Here is a 17,167-nt window from a genome sequence, read left to right on the forward strand (position 1 = left end):
GGCTACTTCTTCAACCACACGCCCTCCGGGTTCCAGTCGAACGCATTCGTTTTATCGAAATCGATGTTTTGCACGTGGGGGGAAATGGCCATACCGCTTACGAGACTGAGAAGCGGAAACCCGATGGCATATTCATCGAAAATCACTTTTTGCAGCTCCAGCACTGCTTTTTTCGAGGCTCCGGCATCCGTCGCTGTCCTTGCTTCGGCAAGCAGCTGCTCTACCTTATCCGGATGGATGATGTGCTTGGCGTACAGCGAGCCGTCTTTGCTGATGATCCGGTTCATATGGATCGAGATATTCGGCGCGAGCGCTCTATAGAACAGAATCATCCCGTCCCACTTATCCGCAATCATCGCGCTCCACTTCGCGGCGTCCACCGTAACCAGTTCAACTTCAATGCCCACCTTGGCCAGATAGCTTTGAACGGCCGTCATGACCTCGGCTCTGGATGCGTCTGTGGTGATCTTCGTCTTGAAGCCGTTCGGATAACCGGCCTCCGCCAGCAATTGTTTCGCTTTCTCCGGATCGTATGCGAATCCTTTCACATCCGGGTTGTAGAACTGGGAAGAGGCATTATTCCACTGGTTGGTAGCCAAGGCCATCCCGCGAAGCACCGAACCGATAATGGCCTTGGAGTCCACGGCATGCATGACCGCCTGCCTGACCTTGACATCCGCGAACGGGGAATTCGGATTGGCGCTGTCGAACATCAGTCCTACACCCAAGGGGCCAGTAATGTTCTCATTCGTACGGATCACGTATTTCCCCGTCTTCTCCAGCTCCAAATAAGTTTCGGCGCTCATTTGCGTCAGGACGTCGCCGCCCCCCGTCTTAAAAGCATTGGCCGCCGTATTCCGGTCATAGATGAGGGAATACTCAATGCCGTCCAAATAAGGCTTGCCCTTCTGCCAGTAATTTTCGTTCTTTTTAAACTTGACCGAAATATCGCGTTCCCAGCTGACTAACTTGAAGGGACCCGTGCCGACCGGGTTTTTAATGGCCCAGTCTTTTCCGTTTTTCGTAATCGCCGTCGGGGATGCCATCTTGACGTAATAGGCAATCGATTCAAGCAGATTGTTGTCCCATTGCGCAAGATTCAGCCTCAACGTGTGGGCATCGATCACATCCATCGATTGGATGCCGTTGACCTCGGGACGTTTGGCTTTCTGGTACTCTTCGATATTCCACTTCACCGCTTCTGCGTTAAAGTCGGTATCGTCCTGGAATTTAATGCCGCTCTTTAATTTGAACGTAAGGGTCTTCGCTTGCGGATCGGCTTGCCAGCTATCCGCAAGCCATGGTGTCATGATCGCTTTATCATTATAGCGGCCAAGCGTTTCCAATACCGGCTGAACAAAGTACAGACTCGACGATACCCGTTGTTCGGCCGGATACCCCAGATTGGTGACATTATCGAGCACAATAACTTTCAACGTGCCGCCTGGCGTCGGCCCTGTATTCGTCGGTTCCTTCGAAGCTTCTTGAATCGCAGGCTCTTTGCTGCATCCGCTCAGTATTACAGAAATAAACAAACAAGCGGCAAAGCTGAAGTATATAAACCTGGTCATTTCTGACCTCTTTCTCATTCCAACACTCCCTTTTTCAACATACGATTTATTTTTGTACCCACACATCCTCAGGAGCCCAATCGTACCCGTTCGTTTTGAACATCCCCAGGTTTTGGACCTTCGGATTCATGAAGATCGAACTTATCGGACTTGCCATCGGGAAATACATCGCATGGTCATCATGGAGGACTTTTTGCATGTCCAACACTGCTTTTCTGGATGCTTCGGCATCCGGCGCGTCTATGGCGTCCTTCAGCAGCTTGTTTAAGCTTTCCGGATGGATGATGTTTTTGGAGAAATAGGCGGCGTCCTGGCCGAAATTGCGGTAGATTAAGGTCGGAGCGTTAGGCTGCAGCGTTCTGATATAAACCGTCATCCCGTCCCACGTACCAGCTGTCAAAGCGATAAGCTTCGATACGTCCATCGTAACCACTTGCACATCGATGCCTACCTTGGCCAGGTAGCTTTGAACGGCTGTCACTAAATTTTCATAGGAAGGTATCGTCGTGATCTTCGTCTTGAAGCCGTTCGCATACCCCGCCTCCGCCAGCAATTGCTTCGCTTTCTCCGGATCGTAGGGGTAGCCCTTCACATCCGGATTGTAAAACTGGGCGGTTGAATCATAATATTGGTTGGTCTCTTCGGCTAATCCTCTTAACACTGATTTGATAATGGCCTTGGTATCCACCGCATGCATGACAGCCTGCCTGACCTTCAGCTCTTTTAACGGGGAATTCGGGTTGCCGCTGTCGAACATTAATCCCAAGCCAATCCGGCCATAGATCTTCGCATTGTTTTGCATGGTCGATTTCCCTAATTTCTCAAGCTCAAGCGTCGTCTCCGCGGTCATTTGGGTGATCACATCGGCGCCCCCGGATTTAAACACATTGCCCGCCGTGTTAAGGTCATAAATGAAGGAGTATTCGATAGCATCAAGATAAGGCTTACCCTTTTGCCAATAATTTTCATTTTTCTTAAACTTGATCGAAACATCTTTCTCCCAGCTGACAAAGTTGAAAGGACCCGTGCCGACCGGATGACTGACCGCCCAGTCTTTGCCGTTCTTTTCCACGGCTGCCGGCGATACCATCAATACGAAATAGGCAATAGAGTCCAGCAAGCCGATATCCCAGGAAGCCAGGTTCAGCTGCACCGTGCTCGCGTCGATCACTTGAATCGATTGTATGCCTTTTACTTCAGGACGCTTGGCGGCCACGTACTGCTCGATGTTCCACTTTACCGCTTCCGCGTTAAAATCCGTACCGTCCTGGAATTTGATGCCCTGCTTGATTTTAAACGTAATCGTCTTCGCCTTCGAATCGCTTTGCCAGCTTTCCGCAAGAAACGGCGTCATCTTGCCTGTTCCATCATAACGGCCCAGCGATTCAAGCGCAGGCCTGTTGTAGTATAGCGTAAACGAGGCTGCATCTGTGGCTGGAAAACCGATATTTGTCGCGGTGCTCGACATAATAAACTTCACGGTGCCGCCCGGTGTTGGCCCCGTAGCCGCCGGATTCGCAGAATTCGCCGGAGCATTCGTCGCTTTCGCATCCTTATCTGAATTGTCCGATGCATCGCAACCGGAAATGATGACAGAGAATAGTAAACAAAGGGCGACGCTGAGATACAATAACTTGGCCATACCTGACTTCCTTCTCATTTGAACAGTCCCTCTTTCTTCGTAAGCGTTGGTTGATCAGCTCCGTCGAACCTGCATGAATATTTGTTCAAATATGTAGTTGGAATAGAAGCACAGTGAAGCTGCGGTGCTTATCTCTACGAAACAAGACAAGAAGTCCTAGCTCTTCTTGGTTATTTCCACAATGCCGTTATCGGCGTCCACCTTGACCCAATCGCCGGTTTCAATGATCTTGAGCGGATCCTCATCCAGGTCGGTCATAGCCGGTGCATGCGTCACCACGGCTCCCAGGGCGACCTTCGTCGTCATCGTATTGAAGAGCATCGCCTTGGGAGCGGTTCCGACCAGCCGCGTGCTATGGAAAATGCCGGACCATCCGGATGAACCTTTGGCACCCGGAAAGACAAGCACCTTATCAGCAAAGCTTTGGCCGCTTAGTTCGTGGCGCACTTCCACAATCTTACCGGTCATCGGATTGACTCCGCCCCATCCCGAGATCGAATCGTGGGTGACCAGAGCCTCCCCTTCCGCGCAGCCGCCGACGATTTTCCTCCCGTGCAGTACAATTTTCTTCATCGCAGCCCCCCGCTCCACTTGCCGGTGACAGCCGCATGGATACAGTCCTCAAGCGATCCAAACCACGTCTGTACGCCGGTGATTGCCGGCAGGTAGTGCGCCTGCTTCGCCGAATCCGTCGCCACAACCTTCGTTCCCGGCGGCAGCATTTGGCTGATTGCCGGACACGTATCGCTCATCAAGAGACCGCCGGCATCGGTAATAATTTGGGTGTATCCATTCTTGTCCGCCAATTGCCGGAGCGCCCTCGGCGTGAAGATCCACAATTTCGTTCCGCTGTTGATCCGCTTCCCTTTCAGCAGCTTGCAGATTTCCCAAATTTGCTCGATGGATGCGTGCGGACAGCCGAGCATGATGAAGTCCACGTTCGTATCTTTGGCGGAAACGTTCAGGTTGTCGTACATTTGCTGCCGTTCCGCCTTGCCGAACTTGAAGCTGAACTGCGGCTTATTCGTTCCGAAAGCTTCTTCTATGGTGCGGGCTTCCGCCGTAATGCCCGGGATATGATACATTTCTACGCCGCCCGATGAAGCGGCCGCAGCTCCAAAATGCTTGACGCGGTAGGAATTCGGCACATACCGGATCCCTTTCAGGACGGGCACCCGATCACCGATGACTTCGCCGACATAGTAGCCGAGCAGCCCCCAATCGGTCATGCTCTCGACTTCCCATTCGACTTCCACCAGATCCGTGCCCAGCCTGTTTTCGTCGATATGATATCCCCAGTACGGAATCCGTCCCGTGAACATCGCAGCCGCCGTGCTTTCCCTGCCTTCGCAATTGGTGCGCGCTCCGAGAATGGAGTTGATGTACACCACCGCCGAGGACTCCATCCAGGCGCAATGCTCTCCCTTCACCGGCACATTGCCGATCTGGTAGGGCGTACATGTACTCATCAGCTGGATGCCGAGTCCTGCGTTGTACGCTTCGTTCTCCTTCGTCAGCTTCACTTGCTCGGAGGGAGCGCCCAGCGCTTCCCAGTATTCCGTATCCATCCCGGAAATAAGCTGGCAGGAATGGGTCTTGACCATGGGAATCTCGACGGGCTCCTGACTGTCCAGGTTGAATTCGGAAAAGGCGGCGTCGAATCCGTGCTGGCGTGCATAATTCGACATCAGCGGACCCGCAATGGTTACCGCAGTGCTCACATTGTTGGTATGGATCAGCTTCTCCGCTCCCAAAGCCTCGCCGTAGCGAACCAATAAATCCATCGACTTCTGCACGGCCGGCCCCTCCCGGCCATCCAGCATAAACTTTTCTTCGTCCGTTAATCTCATAATCTCATCCTCCGTTCTTATAGTGCGATCGGTTCCATCCACGGGTTGTCGGTGCGTTCCAGATTATCCTTCAGCCGCTCTTGCAGGGCGGCGATGTCGATTTGATGGACGCTGCCAGTTCCTGCAAGATCCAATGCGTTAGCCGCAGCCGCTCCCATCGCAATGCAGGGTCCCATTACGCGTACGCTCGAGAGGGCGGCAACGTCTCCATCGATGCAGCGTCCAGCCGCAACCAGGTTATCGACATCCGGAGGCGTCAAGCTCCCCAGGGGCACGTAGTGAACGTGGTCATCGGGGTAAGGCTCCCAAATATAGCCTTCCGCATGACTATGCAGTTCAACCGGCCATGCCGTACGCGCGATTGCGTCCGGAAAACGCGTGCCGGCGCGCACCTCTTCAACCGTCAACTGCTTGCTGCCGACAATCCAACGCGTCTGGCGAATTCCGGCAAACCCGTAGCTGCGGACGCGTGCTTTGCCGAAGCAAAGCGGAAACTCACCTTTCAAGAAGTTCAACGCTTTGTCCGCCTCTGTTTTCCCCTCGATAGCTTTCATGGAAGCGGCCACCGGTTCAAGCGGCGTTTCCACATGGTTCATATTGACCAACGCGGTTCCCTTCCCCGGGAACGGTATAGCAAAGCCGTCCTTACGGACGATTCCGTAATCGTCGGCTCTTTCTTTCAGTCTTGCGCCAATGACGCCAAATCCCGGATAGTTCTTTTCGTCGATCCCCTCGACCACCATCATCTGGGAACCGTAAACCGCAACCTCGGCCGCTTCCCGGCAAGGAAGCCCGGCATGCCACGCCAGCGCTGCGTCTCCCGTCGCATCGACAAAGCCGTTTGCAGTAACGCGCACGTCTCCGTACCGCGTAGTCAGCTCAATCGAGGTAATGCGCCTTCCTTCACGGTTCGCTCCCCTAAGTATGGCGCCGAGAACAACTGTGATGCCGGCAGCGCTCACCGCCTCCTCGATCCAGCGGGATAAGGCGATCTCGTCATACATGACCGCATTCGTCGATTCCCAGTGAAAGCGGACCCCGCCGACAGCGCCGAGCTCACGCAGTATATCGTCGGCGATTCCATGGGTGAACTGATAGCCCTTCTTGCCGCTCGAGAAAAGACCGCAGAAGGTGCCGATGATCGAGTTTACAGCCTGACCGCCAAGGGCCGGAAGCCCGTCGACCAGCGTCACTTTACGCCCGAGCCGCGCAGCTTCCAGTGCGGCGGAAATGCCCGCGATTCCGCTGCCTACAACGCAAATATCCGTTTCCACCTCACGCACGGGACTCTCATTGTTCTTTTGCACCACGCGCGTGGCGGTGCTTGCTTTTGCTCCCTCTATCATATCGAACACGCTCCTTATCCATAGATAACGTTCCTTGTTCCAACCCGACCTTACGGCATAACCACATAAATGTCCTCATCCTCCACTTCCACGGCAAACCCTCTCAGCTTGGCGTCCGTATCGACAAGATGTCGTCCGGTTTTGAGATCAAATTCCCATCCGTGCCACGGACAGCGCAATATTTCCTGATCGCGCCCGAACTCGTAATCATACACCATCGATGGAAGACGCGTCCCGCAAACCTTGCCTACGCAAACCGGCGCTGCCGCATGCGGACATACATTGCGCCATGCATAATATTGACCGTCCACCATGAAAATTCCAAGCTCCATGCCTTTGACCTCTACAAGGTGTCGCCCCTTCTCCCGCAGGTCGGCGACTTTGGCAACCGCGTGTCTGGTCATCCGGCGACTCCCCCAATGCCGGCACCTTCCACGACTTCCTTCAGACCGTACACATCCATTGCGGTTTTGGCGGCGATTTTTTCTCTTAACTCTCTTGGGAACGAGGCAAGTGCCATTTTCGGATTATCGAAATCCCAATGCGGATAGTCGGAAGAGAACATGACCATGTCTTCAGCGCCGCACATGTTAATAATATCCACCAGATGCTGGGGTTGGGGCGGCTCCTCGATCGGCTGCGTCGTTAATAACACATGTTCTTTGATGTATTCGGACGGGAGCTTCTTCAACCAGGGCACCGTATCCCGCAGTGCTTTGTAGTTTTTATCCATCCGCCACATCAGATGCGGAAGCCAGGAAATGCCCCCTTCAATGGCGACGAATTTCAGCTTTGGAAACTTTTCAAATACGCCTTCGCAGACCAGGCTGTTCACTTGCGACATATAGTTGATCGGAATAATATTTTGCCATTCCATATAACGAGTCGGGTATCCGGAAGGCGTGGGAGGGTAGGTGGGGCCAAGTCCTTCATTCCCCGGATGAATGGCCACAGGCAGCCCGTGCCTTTCGGCGGCTTCATAAATCGGATGATAAAATCTTTGTCCGAACAAAGTCCGCGACGCGCTGCACATCATGACTTGTACGATATCCGGATGGCCGGCCAGCCGTTCAATTTCCCGGACTGCTGCATCCGGATCGGCATGGTTGATCAGAATCGACCCTTTGTACCGGGGACTCGCTTTCAACCAGACTTCGTTCTGCCAATCGTTATGAGCAGACGCGACCGCATTGGCATAGTCCGGATCATAATTTAAGGAAATGCCGATCATGGAGGCGTTTCCGGTTAAGATCGCATAATCAAAGCCGTATCTGTCCATATGGTCCTTGAGAACAAACTCCGGGTCGCTTCCGGGGTAGCCGCCTTTTTCCGGCTTAACGTCTTTCCGTATATAGCCGACGGCACTCCAGGATTTTCCTCCGACGCCTATTCCTTGTTCCAGCCATTGCTGATGCCACTCTTTGGGTAAAAAAGGAAGAAGTTCTCGGGGACCGGCTAAATCATTGTGTAAATCGGTATCAATCAACCGCGGGGCTGCAGCCATTATATTCAGGCTCCTTTCATTCATTCATATCGGTAAGTCAAGAACCGTGACCGACAGGCGCGTTGCTTGCGGGAATGCCGCGCTAGTTGGCAGCGCTTACATCAATGCCGTATAGGCATCCGGCCACACGACCCATTCACATCTTTCCTCATGGCGAATGCTGGACGGTGGCCGGAATCATTCTGTTACAAGGACTTTAGGTCCGTATCCTATATTCGCCGCTCTTGAATGATGAACAAATGAATACGTACCCGCTGCAAGCTCCGGGTCATCCGGCGTCCTGACGTTGTGGGCTTCTGCTCTTTTGAATGGCCTCGACGCGCTTCATCATATCCGGGTCATCCTTCGGATCGGGCAGAACCGAAAGTACACGGTTATGCAGTTCAATCAACGGCTCTCTGAATTCCGCATAGGGAATAATATAAAGCTCATTGTTCCGGATTGCCTCCAGCACCTTCTCCGCCAGGATGACAGGGTCCAGACCGGGCTCGATGACCGCCTTCAGCCCCTTCATGATCTCTTCATCCTCATGGTAGTAGCCGGTATTGGCGAGATGCTGCGGACGCGTGCGCACCGCCTCGTGAATATTCGAATTCACCGCCCCCGGGCACAGCACCGATACCCCGATATGATGCGGCTCAAGATCTATACGGAGAGACTCGGTCAATCCCCGCACGGCAAACTTTGACGTGCAATATACACCGGTACCGGTCATGGGGGTAAAGCCTGACATCGATGCCGTATTCACAATATGTCCGCCCTTGCCGTATTCGATCATTCTCGGGACGAAGGTCTGGATACCGTTGATGACGCCGCCGACATTGACATTCATAATCCAGTCCCAATCTTCGTAAGTCGCCTGCTGCATCGGACCGAAAATACTGACTCCTGCCGTATTGCACAACAGCTGCACCGGACCGAATACGCGTTCCGTCTCGTCGGCCGCCTCGGCCATCGCCTTACGGTCCGTAATATCCAATCGAATGGGATGCACCTGTGCATCCGTTTGTTCGAAATAGGCCATCGCCTGATCCAGATGATCCTGACGGATATCGGCGATGACCACCTTCATACCGGCTTTGGCGAAGACTTTAGCTTGCCCTAAAGCGACTCCGCTGCCTCCTCCGGTAATGAATGCAACTTTTCCCTTGAAATCTTGCATGACTTCCCTCCCTCATCGGTTTACGGCGCGTACCAACCGCCCTGGCCGGCTATTGCTTCGCCACCGGATCCGGAGTGAGCAAGGAGAAGGTCGTTTCCAATACATCGTCCAGTTGCTCTAATTGCGGAAAATGCGAGGTTTGATCTAAAACTTCAACGGTTGCGCCCAAAATTTCCTTCTGAAACACATACGCATAATCGACTGGAAGAATGGCATCCTGCTTCCCCCAAACAATACAAGTCTGGGCTCGTATCCGATGCAGACGACGGCGAAGACCTTTGTCCGGCAGCGGCCACAGGAACCGGGAAGCTTCCGCCATAACGACTTGCTGATCAATCAGTACCTCCAAACGTTTATCCGCATCCTCCGGTAAAGCAAAATGGGCTTGGGCCAGCGGAGATTCATTATCGTAAAATAATTTGGAATTTAAATCGCCTTCCATGGAGGCAGATCTCTTCTCAATCTCTTCGTCCCACAATCCCGCTGCGCAAAGCAGCAGCAGATTCTGGACTCGTCTCGAGTCGGTTGCCGCCAATTCTGCAGCCAGCATGCCCCCGAAGGAATGACCGATGATATCCACATTCTCGATCCCTAACAAATCAATCAAATCAAAGTAATAAAGCACGACATCCCACAAATTCCGAAGATCAAGTTCATTACAGCTTGTAGCCCCCCCTGTTCCCGGGAAGTAAGGAGCGTAAACTTTATATTCTTTCGCTAATTCCTCTAAATAAACATCCCATTTCAACCCCCCCGCTCCATGCAGGAAGATGACGGGCTTGCCTTCCCCGGCAACGAGAACTTTCGCTTGCGCGCCTTTGCGCAGCTGGATGGTCAGCAGTTCAGGTGACGACATGATATGACTCCCCCTTAAACGGAATTTTGGGCCAGGCCCGCATGATTTAAACGGTTGTTCGCAACTTCCGGCCATCCGACAACAGGCCATTGATCATCCCAAATATCATGCAAATACGGCATGACTTCTTTCGAAAACAGCTCAATATTTTTAACGGCTAAATGATGCGGCATGGAGCCGATATTCAGATGCGCCGTAATATTACCCACGCGAAGTGATTTAATCATTTCTCTAAGCCTGTCGCGAACGGTCGCAGGGGAACCGGCTATGACGTTGCCCGCTTCAACAATCTGCTTCCAGTCAAAATCAGTTTTTGTCGAGTATCTGCTCTTACCATGTAAAGCGAACTGACTCACCAGGCTTTCGGCTACACTTCTAGCGGTACGGTATCCTGGAGCTTCCGCATATTTAGCCGGAATGTGCATGAGTGTTCTCAGCATGTAGCGAAGATGCTCTTCATAGTCCTGCTGAGCCCGTTCATCGGTTTCGGAAACTAGAATCACCTGATTAAATCCGGCCCAATAAGGATTCAAATCTTTCCCAAGCTTCTGACGATGCTCCCAGAAACCATCCATAAATTTCTTCGCCGTCGCATATCCGCTATAACTGAGATAATAGTAAGGAAGATCGTTCTTGGCACAGTAATCCCATGTTTCTACACTCCCGCTCCCGGGAAGCCAGATCGGCGGATGCGGCTTTTGATAAGGGCGAGGCCACAGGTTGACGTGCTTGAGCTGCGTATATTTGCCGTTGAAAGGGAAAACTTCACTTCGCGTCCACGCCTGTTTAATGAGGTCGAGCGCTTCATAGAACCGGGGTCTTAATTCAGCAGGGGGAATGCCGTATACGTAGTTGGTGTCCATGGAGGTTCCGGCCGGAAAACCTGCCACGACACGCCCTCCCGTAATGTTATCCAGCATAGCCAGTTCTTCAGCCACGCGGATGGGGGGATTGTACAGAGCAATACTATCGCCAATGAGCACAATACATGTTTTTTCCGTTTGGCGAACTTTTCTCGCCAGCATAGCCGCCATAATGTTCAGAGAGTTATCCAGTCCGTAGGCATTGCCGTGGTGTTCATTGAAACCAACCGCATCAAAGCCTGCGTCGACAGCAATCTCATATTGGTCCACATATTCGTTAAACATCAAATGACCTTTTTCGGCGTCATACAATTCGCTCGGTATGGTCACCCAAACACTTTCATGATTTTGCACAAAGTCCTCGGGTAAATCCCGGTAAGGCATGATATTCACATAAATAAACTTCACTGGTTTTCCCTCCCAAGTCTGAATTTACAAACTGCGCTTCCAGGCCTCAAGATGATACCGCTTACATTTAATTTTTATGTGTGACCTTTTATAAAAATAAAACATCTATCTAACTGGTTTCTTACAGGATCTTCGTATTTTCTTACAGCTTAGCCTAAACCGTTAGAAAATATTGAAAATCTAACAGGTCGATAACCAAACAAAAGCGCGCAACCACATCTGTGGATTGCACGCTTATCGTTGTGGCACGCACTGTCGGCATTCAAACCGGGGATTTCTGCAGGAGCGCCTGTATTTCCTTTTCGAATTGTTGAACGGATTCCTGAAGCCGTTGATGCAATTCTTCCGTCAGTTCAAAGCTTCCATCCTCAGCCCGATTCACCTGCACGTCCTGGGCATAAACGCCTTGAAGCTGATTGTTAGCGCCCAATGAGGAAAGCACCGGCTTTAAAGCATAATCAATAGCCAATAAATGAGCAATTGTTCCTCCTATCGCAATAGGCAAAATCACCTTTCCCTGAAGCCCCTTTTGCGGAATCAGGTCAAGGAACGTTTTTAGCACGCCGGTATAAGACGCCTTATAGATGGGAGTCGCTACCACAACCGCATCCGCCTGCTCGATGAGTCTATTGGCTTCAATAATAGCCGGACTGTCGAATTTGGTGTAGATCAAATCCTCGGGCGGCAGGCTTCTTACATCAATTCGTTCAACCTTGTGATCGTGCAGCAATGCTTCAACTTGCTGCAAAACTCCATTCAAGCGGGATGTGCTTGAAGTACTTCCAGAAATAATAACGACATTGGACACGAATCCCACACTCCTACTATGATGTCATTTTGTATCGACAAGCAAGCTTATCAGAACGAATTAAAATAATTCCGATAAACTAACTGCGTTATAATGATGCTAACACCGTCTCCGTCAACCTGTCAATTCTTCGGGCTCATATTTTCTAATTGAAATTAAGTGCCGTAGGTTACAAAAAATCGTTTTTCCAGTCCCCGTTAAAGTGCGACCGGGTTCAAGCTGCGAACACGCGGGAAAATCTCCCTTGCAAAGCGCTCCATCTCGGCTTCAAACGGTTGGAACTGCAGCATAAACAGTTCGATGCCAATCTCATGAAACGCTGCGATCCGCTCGGCTACCTGGTCATAAGAACCGACTAGCCCCGCTGCCGTGCCCCCGTTCGTACCTATAGCCGGATACTTGGAAATCGTTTGAAACATAACTGCTTTCTGGTCCGCATGTCCGAAGAGCTGTTCATTCAGATGCTCGTCGGCCTTTGCATATTCCCAAGCTTTAGCCAGCTCGGCCTGTGCTTCCTCCTCCGTCTCACGCGCAATGACAAAAGCGGACAGCCCAAAGCGGACGGGGACGCCTTCCCGTTTCCGCCTGGCAACGGAACGGATGAGCCCCTCGACATTCTCAAGCGGCTGCCCATTAATAAACCAGACGTCTCCCAGTCCCGCAGCCAAATCTCTCGCCGGCTCCGACTCTCCTCCCACATAGATGGTAGGACGATGCCTTGTTTTCGGTCCCGGGTTCAATTCAATTCCATCAACGTGGAAGTACTTGCCTTCAAAGCTGGTTTTCTCCCCGGTCAGCAGCGAACGGACGATCGTGAGCCATTCGGTTCCGTAAATATAACGCTCGTCATGTTCGGCAAATGGAATGCCCGATTGGAGCAGCTCCGGTTTATACCAAGCATTGACCACATTGATCGAGAACCGGCCGCTGCTGATCTCTTCGATGCCGAGAGCTTGCTTGGCGAGCACCACCGGGTGGAAGAGCGTTGGCTTTATCGCGGCGATAATTTCAATGTTTGAGGTTAATGAGGCAAGACCAGCGGCTGCGGTCCAGGTCTCCAAAATATCAATTTCATGTCCGTACGGATTGACGATATGCTGGGCTATAAGAGTTGAATCGTAGCCGAGCTTTTCGGCGGACAGCACCAGCTGCTTAGCTCTTTCCCAAGAAGCGTCAAAGGGGTCCTCCGGATGTGTCGTAGCCCCCCATGTTCCATAAACCGGTGTCCAAATTCCAAACCTAGGACCTGCAATTCGACTCATGTTTACATCCTCCTTGATTTAAAAAGTTAAATGATAGTTGATAAATTTAATCCTTTATTATTTAGAAATAAAAAAATCCATTCTCTCTGAGAGAATGGATAATCCGGTGTCCCGGTCAAATCCTATTAATTCAATTGGATTAATCAAATTATAGAATTTATCCGTTTTTTTGTCAATTCAAATTTTTCGCACTATAGCGATTACAGGCAAAACTAAACGGCCTCAGTCCAATGGAATTTAGGACCAAGGCCGCTTCTGTATTTAAAGACGGTTCAGGTTCGTTGCATCATCCATAAACTGAATCGTAGCATGGATCGCGCCTTCCAGCTCCGGCGTCGTCGTCCGAAAGGGATGCACGGCACCGAACGTATGCGTGCCGCCTTCGATCGTGACGATCCGGTCGCTGTGCTGTGGCGCCGCCGAACGCAGCAGCTCGAACCCGGCCTTGAGACGGGGGGAGTCCTGATCACCCTGCACTTGAAGCACCGGAATGTGGAGGCCTGCCAATCTTTGGGCAATGTCGAAGCGATCGCCGTTCGCCCGCAGGTCCTCATAGAAAGACGCACGTATCGGCATTTCCTGCTTCGTTCTGACATTGGCGACGTACGCTACGCCTTGCTCGGCAATTTGTGCTTTGAACGCGTCATCGAACAAATCGGTTTTCCCGATGCCGTTCCAGGTGACCACCGCTTGGACCTCCGGGTGCTCGGCTGCAAAAATAATGCTTGTCCCTCCACCCTTGCTATGGCCGAGCAGTATCAAGCGCTGCAAGTCAGCATGATCAGCCAGCGGCAGCTTCCTCTCCCGCAGCGCCTGAAGCAGCGTCTCCAGATCGGCTTGCTCCCTGGAGTACGTGTTGACTGCGAATTTATCCAGCTCATCGAAATCGGTCTCGTTCACGCCATTGCACGAGAAATTAAACGTAACGACATAGTAATTGCGTTCCGCGAACCGCGAGGCGGCGTAAGGGAAGAATCCCCAGTCCTTAAATCCTTTGAAGCCGTGGCATATCAGCAGGACCGGCTTCGGTGCCGTCTGTCCCCCTGCCGCCAGCCTGACGTCCCCGCGAATATACAGCGGCTCTCCGGTATCGAGCTGACCGGCCGGCAGCGTAAAACGTTCATGAACGATCGATTCATCCCTTTGCGTCATAGGTTGAACACCTCTTCGCTTCATTTTCAACTGTTCCCATCGGAATGTTAAAATTGTAGCATAGGAACTTCACTTGATAAAGTGCAAAAGCGATATATTAGAATATTTTCTTTATATTCCCATACTCCGGGTTCATTCATTGCGTCTCTCCCAGCTTTGGAAACAAGCGCTTCTCCGGCGACCAATAAAGCAGCGCAGCCTTGAATTTGTGCACATAGGCAAACTTGCCGTTCTCGCATATCGCATAGTTGTACAAAATTTCCGCAGCTTTTCTTCGGTCCGGTAACCCAGCTTTTCGCGGAAGTTGTTGGAACATTCAACCTGGAGCGCGATGGATTGATTGTTCGAAAAGTCTATCCAACGATCCCGCCAAAAGTTGAATATATTGCTACAGACATAGCATGCGAGCTCTATGACTCTTTGTTGACGCTTACTTTGGGACAGCCCTTCTGATTGCCAGCAAGCGATGCGTCTCTTCGGTTTTCAGATTTTAATGTGGATATCCCAGACGGGGGGTTCTCCCTTCACATTCACTTCCGTTTCTAATTGGGTCGCGCAATTGGGGCAAAAAAACCGGCGAAAAACCATATCCTTATCCACATATTGACGGGAATCGACATTTTGGGGATTTGCCGTTTGAACCGATTCTTCTTTCATCACCGTGTAAAGCTTATAGTTTTTATCAACAGAACTGATATTGTGGGCGCATTTGCGACATTGGATATGCCGGTTACCCTCATTCGTTACTTGCAAATATTCGCTTAAAATCAAGGCCATGTTGGATCGTCCCCTTTCCCTATCAAGCCAGTCTTGCTTGGCGAATTTGTTGACGGCGCTCTTCCGTTGCCGGTTCATCCAGTTTTCCGTTTCCATCAAGCAGCACACCATACACATCATAGGCAACCTGCTGACTGACTCTGTTTTCCAGAACATCCTCGCGAACTTTGTCCGGTTCCCGGTCCAAAGGATCGCCGTAGCCCCCGCCGCCCTGGAAGCAAAAGTAGAACACATCGTTTTTTTGTTGAACCGCATCTGTTTTAGGCTGCCAGATTTCCAGTTTCCCTTCCATCTCCGCAAAATCTTGCGGAATCAAACTTTGACTTAGCAGCTGGTGAATATTCGTATCACGCATCATTTTAACTTGTACGGTATTCGAAGGATACCCGCCCGAAATTCCGGCGGAATTCGGAATGGCTGCACCGAATGAACTGACGGTCAGTAACATTTGTTCCGTGTCATGCGGAATCCAGCAAAGCTCCGCACCCAGGCCGCCCCGATATTTCCCCGGGCCGCCGGAGTCCGTTTTTTCCCGCCGGTACAAATAAAGAATGGGGAAGAACAGCTCATTGCTCTCCACGTTTGGACACTGTCCGCTTGGTGTGCAGAGCAAACCTCCCGTATCTACACCGTCGCCGAAACTGCGTGCTCCAAATCCGCCTGCCATGGCATCCATAATCATGGTCAAGAACGGGTTGCCGTATTGATCAAGGCCCATCGGTATAACCGTGACCCAAGATCCCGCTGTTCCGGCTACCAGTCTTTCTTTATGCTCCGGATGCCCCATCAGCAGCTTGGAAATCGTAATATTCGCACAGTTTCCGGCCAGCCAAGCCGAGCCTGTCGCCCCCATGCTAACCCCGGCAGGATGCTGCGCACTCAGGATGGTGCCCGGTTTGGCTTCCACCGTAAACACGCGCTTAATTCCGCCCACAGACCAAGGGATATCATTGCACAAAAGCTGCAGAACCGCCTGCAGGACCGCTCCGGCCGTGCCAGAAATCAGTGTAGCGTTAATGACTCCTATTTGAGGATCGGTTTCCGAAAAATCGAATATCAATCGGTCATTATCTTTCGTCATCGTTAGAGCAATCTTATACACACCGCGATCGCCCTTCTGCGCTACATCGTGAAAATCCACATGCCTGAATGTGCCATCCGGTAATTCCTTTAACCGATTGCGAAGACGAAGTTCCGCATAATCCAACGACTTCTCCATAACGCTCTTCACCGTATCTGCGCCGTAGCGTTCAACCAGCTTCAGCAAACGGGATTTTACAATGTTAATGGAAGCGATATGGGCCCGCAAGTCAATGGCCAACAGCGCAGGGGCGCGTGTTTGCCGCATCCATAAATCTTCGATATCGGACTGAATCTCCCCTTTTTTAACGATTTTGATCGGTGGCCAAGGTTGACCTTCCGCATATAAATCATTGGCGTCGATACAGAAACTTCCCGGATTAACCCCGCCTACATCGACTTGGTGGATCGTCGAACCGGTCCAAGCGAATAATTTGCCATCCACGAAAATGGGAGCGATCATAGCCATGTCATTTTGATGGAGCGCCCCGACCCAAGGATCGTTGCAAAGGAAAATGTCTCCGTCTTCAATTCCCGGATTTTCCGAGCGGTTCTCTAAAATCCATTTGACAACGGAATCCATAACACTGCCTAGCATGACGACACCTGTGCCAAGTACAACAATTTCACCGTAGCTGTCGGAAATCATCACGTTAAAATCGTGTGCATCGGTGGCAATCGGCGAGCCGGAAATTTTCTGGATCGTTTTTTCCTGTTCATCGGCGATTTGCCACAGTTTATGAAAAACAACCTGGTAGGTAATCGGATCAACCTCATGGGCGCTTTGTTTTTCATAAATCGGGGTTTTCGCAGAAATTTTCAAGTCAGATGCTTTTTTGAAATCCATGGTGAATTTTGACATTGCATACCCTCCTTGCCGTTCTGT

17 protein-coding genes are annotated in these 17,167 nt (G+C 51.3%); 1 reads left to right on the plus strand and 16 read right to left on the minus strand.

The genetic code is table 11. The features are described 5' to 3' along the window. Positions 1 to 2 precede the first annotated feature (2 nt). The 14 genes from JMF85_RS21950 to JMF85_RS28195 form a co-directional block, all read right to left on the minus strand. Complete coding sequence (locus JMF85_RS21950) at positions 3 to 1,571, minus strand: ABC transporter substrate-binding protein (protein ID WP_196426846.1); 1,569 nt, start codon at positions 1,569 to 1,571, stop codon at positions 3 to 5. A gap of 46 nt (positions 1,572 to 1,617) precedes the next feature. After that, entirely contained in the window at positions 1,618 to 3,213 is a 1,596-nt protein-coding gene (locus JMF85_RS21955; RefSeq protein WP_201318892.1) for an ABC transporter substrate-binding protein, read from the minus strand. A gap of 156 nt (positions 3,214 to 3,369) precedes the next feature. Next, the gene (locus JMF85_RS21960) at positions 3,370 to 3,786 is read right to left on the minus strand and encodes an aconitase X swivel domain-containing protein (RefSeq protein ID WP_054795331.1); all 417 of its coding nucleotides are present in this window, start codon (positions 3,784 to 3,786) and stop codon (positions 3,370 to 3,372) included. After that, positions 3,783 to 5,063 (minus strand): aconitase X, encoded by a 1,281-nt coding sequence (locus JMF85_RS21965; protein WP_201318893.1) that lies wholly within the window; start codon positions 5,061 to 5,063, stop codon positions 3,783 to 3,785. The genes JMF85_RS21960 and JMF85_RS21965 overlap by 4 nt, the downstream gene beginning before the upstream one ends. A gap of 17 nt (positions 5,064 to 5,080) precedes the next feature. Further along, on the minus strand, positions 5,081 to 6,409 hold the full coding sequence (locus JMF85_RS21970) for an FAD-dependent oxidoreductase (protein WP_127609622.1): 1,329 nt from the start codon (positions 6,407 to 6,409) through the stop codon (positions 5,081 to 5,083). A gap of 50 nt (positions 6,410 to 6,459) precedes the next feature. Next, complete coding sequence (locus tag JMF85_RS21975; RefSeq protein ID WP_141335558.1) at positions 6,460 to 6,813, minus strand: Rieske (2Fe-2S) protein; 354 nt, start codon at positions 6,811 to 6,813, stop codon at positions 6,460 to 6,462. After that, positions 6,810 to 7,913 carry an amidohydrolase family protein gene (locus tag JMF85_RS21980; RefSeq protein ID WP_201318894.1) on the minus strand — a complete coding sequence of 368 codons (1,104 nt, stop codon included), beginning with the start codon at positions 7,911 to 7,913 and terminating at the stop codon, positions 6,810 to 6,812. The genes JMF85_RS21975 and JMF85_RS21980 overlap by 4 nt, the downstream gene beginning before the upstream one ends. A gap of 268 nt (positions 7,914 to 8,181) precedes the next feature. After that, a complete protein-coding gene (locus JMF85_RS21985) occupies positions 8,182 to 9,075 on the minus strand; it encodes an SDR family NAD(P)-dependent oxidoreductase (protein WP_054795329.1) in 894 nt (297 codons plus the stop codon). Positions 9,076 to 9,124: 49 nt separating this feature from the next. Then, complete coding sequence (locus JMF85_RS21990; protein WP_054795328.1) at positions 9,125 to 9,931, minus strand: alpha/beta fold hydrolase; 807 nt, start codon at positions 9,929 to 9,931, stop codon at positions 9,125 to 9,127. Positions 9,932 to 9,945: 14 nt separating this feature from the next. Then, positions 9,946 to 11,202 carry an LLM class flavin-dependent oxidoreductase gene (locus JMF85_RS21995; RefSeq protein WP_201318895.1) on the minus strand — a complete coding sequence of 419 codons (1,257 nt, stop codon included), beginning with the start codon at positions 11,200 to 11,202 and terminating at the stop codon, positions 9,946 to 9,948. Between the two features lie 262 nt (positions 11,203 to 11,464). Then, a complete protein-coding gene (gene ssuE, locus JMF85_RS22000) occupies positions 11,465 to 12,010 on the minus strand; it encodes an NADPH-dependent FMN reductase (protein WP_127609632.1) in 546 nt (181 codons plus the stop codon). A gap of 197 nt (positions 12,011 to 12,207) precedes the next feature. Beyond that, positions 12,208 to 13,272 carry an LLM class flavin-dependent oxidoreductase gene (locus tag JMF85_RS22005; protein ID WP_201318896.1) on the minus strand — a complete coding sequence of 355 codons (1,065 nt, stop codon included), beginning with the start codon at positions 13,270 to 13,272 and terminating at the stop codon, positions 12,208 to 12,210. Positions 13,273 to 13,533: 261 nt separating this feature from the next. After that, the gene (locus tag JMF85_RS22010) at positions 13,534 to 14,424 is read right to left on the minus strand and encodes an alpha/beta hydrolase (RefSeq protein WP_201318897.1); all 891 of its coding nucleotides are present in this window, start codon (positions 14,422 to 14,424) and stop codon (positions 13,534 to 13,536) included. Between the two features lie 136 nt (positions 14,425 to 14,560). After that, complete coding sequence (locus JMF85_RS28195; RefSeq protein ID WP_054795324.1) at positions 14,561 to 14,740, minus strand: hypothetical protein; 180 nt, start codon at positions 14,738 to 14,740, stop codon at positions 14,561 to 14,563. Positions 14,741 to 14,745: 5 nt separating this feature from the next. Between JMF85_RS28195 and JMF85_RS28200 the strand changes: the two genes are divergently transcribed. Next, complete coding sequence (locus tag JMF85_RS28200) at positions 14,746 to 14,877, plus strand: winged helix-turn-helix transcriptional regulator (RefSeq protein ID WP_258313448.1); 132 nt, start codon at positions 14,746 to 14,748, stop codon at positions 14,875 to 14,877. Positions 14,878 to 14,907: 30 nt separating this feature from the next. Here JMF85_RS28200 and JMF85_RS22020 read toward each other — a convergent pair whose 3' ends face one another. After that, complete coding sequence (locus JMF85_RS22020; RefSeq protein ID WP_164751933.1) at positions 14,908 to 15,201, minus strand: acetone carboxylase subunit gamma; 294 nt, start codon at positions 15,199 to 15,201, stop codon at positions 14,908 to 14,910. Between the two features lie 22 nt (positions 15,202 to 15,223). Next, positions 15,224 to 17,143, minus strand: coding sequence for a hydantoinase B/oxoprolinase family protein (locus tag JMF85_RS22025; protein ID WP_141335562.1), 1,920 nt, complete (start codon positions 17,141 to 17,143; stop codon positions 15,224 to 15,226). Between the last annotated feature and the right edge of the window lie 24 nt (positions 17,144 to 17,167).

The sequence above is a fragment of the Paenibacillus sp. EPM92 genome (assembly GCF_016586185.1).
Taxonomy (GTDB): domain Bacteria; phylum Bacillota; class Bacilli; order Paenibacillales; family NBRC-103111; genus Paenibacillus_G; species Paenibacillus_G validus.

Coding starts and splice junctions, on each gene's coding strand:
- JMF85_RS21965 (WP_201318893.1), bottom strand. CDS start 5,063: ATGAGATTAACGGACGAAGAAAAGTTTATGCTGGATGGCCGGGAGGGG.
- JMF85_RS21960 (WP_054795331.1), bottom strand. CDS start 3,786: ATGAAGAAAATTGTACTGCACGGGAGGAAAATCGTCGGCGGCTGCGCG.
- JMF85_RS22020 (WP_164751933.1), bottom strand. CDS start 15,201: ATGGCCTTGATTTTAAGCGAATATTTGCAAGTAACGAATGAGGGTAAC.
- JMF85_RS21975 (WP_141335558.1), bottom strand. CDS start 6,813: ATGACCAGACACGCGGTTGCCAAAGTCGCCGACCTGCGGGAGAAGGGG.
- JMF85_RS21970 (WP_127609622.1), bottom strand. CDS start 6,409: ATGATAGAGGGAGCAAAAGCAAGCACCGCCACGCGCGTGGTGCAAAAG.
- JMF85_RS28195 (WP_054795324.1), bottom strand. CDS start 14,740: ATGTTCCAACAACTTCCGCGAAAAGCTGGGTTACCGGACCGAAGAAAA.
- JMF85_RS21980 (WP_201318894.1), bottom strand. CDS start 7,913: ATGGCTGCAGCCCCGCGGTTGATTGATACCGATTTACACAATGATTTA.
- JMF85_RS21950 (WP_196426846.1), bottom strand. CDS start 1,571: ATGACCAGGTTTATATACTTCAGCTTTGCCGCTTGTTTGTTTATTTCT.
- JMF85_RS22025 (WP_141335562.1), bottom strand. CDS start 17,143: ATGTCAAAATTCACCATGGATTTCAAAAAAGCATCTGACTTGAAAATT.
- JMF85_RS21990 (WP_054795328.1), bottom strand. CDS start 9,931: ATGTCGTCACCTGAACTGCTGACCATCCAGCTGCGCAAAGGCGCGCAA.
- JMF85_RS21955 (WP_201318892.1), bottom strand. CDS start 3,213: ATGGCCAAGTTATTGTATCTCAGCGTCGCCCTTTGTTTACTATTCTCT.
- JMF85_RS21985 (WP_054795329.1), bottom strand. CDS start 9,075: ATGCAAGATTTCAAGGGAAAAGTTGCATTCATTACCGGAGGAGGCAGC.
- JMF85_RS22010 (WP_201318897.1), bottom strand. CDS start 14,424: ATGACGCAAAGGGATGAATCGATCGTTCATGAACGTTTTACGCTGCCG.
- JMF85_RS22005 (WP_201318896.1), bottom strand. CDS start 13,272: ATGAGTCGAATTGCAGGTCCTAGGTTTGGAATTTGGACACCGGTTTAT.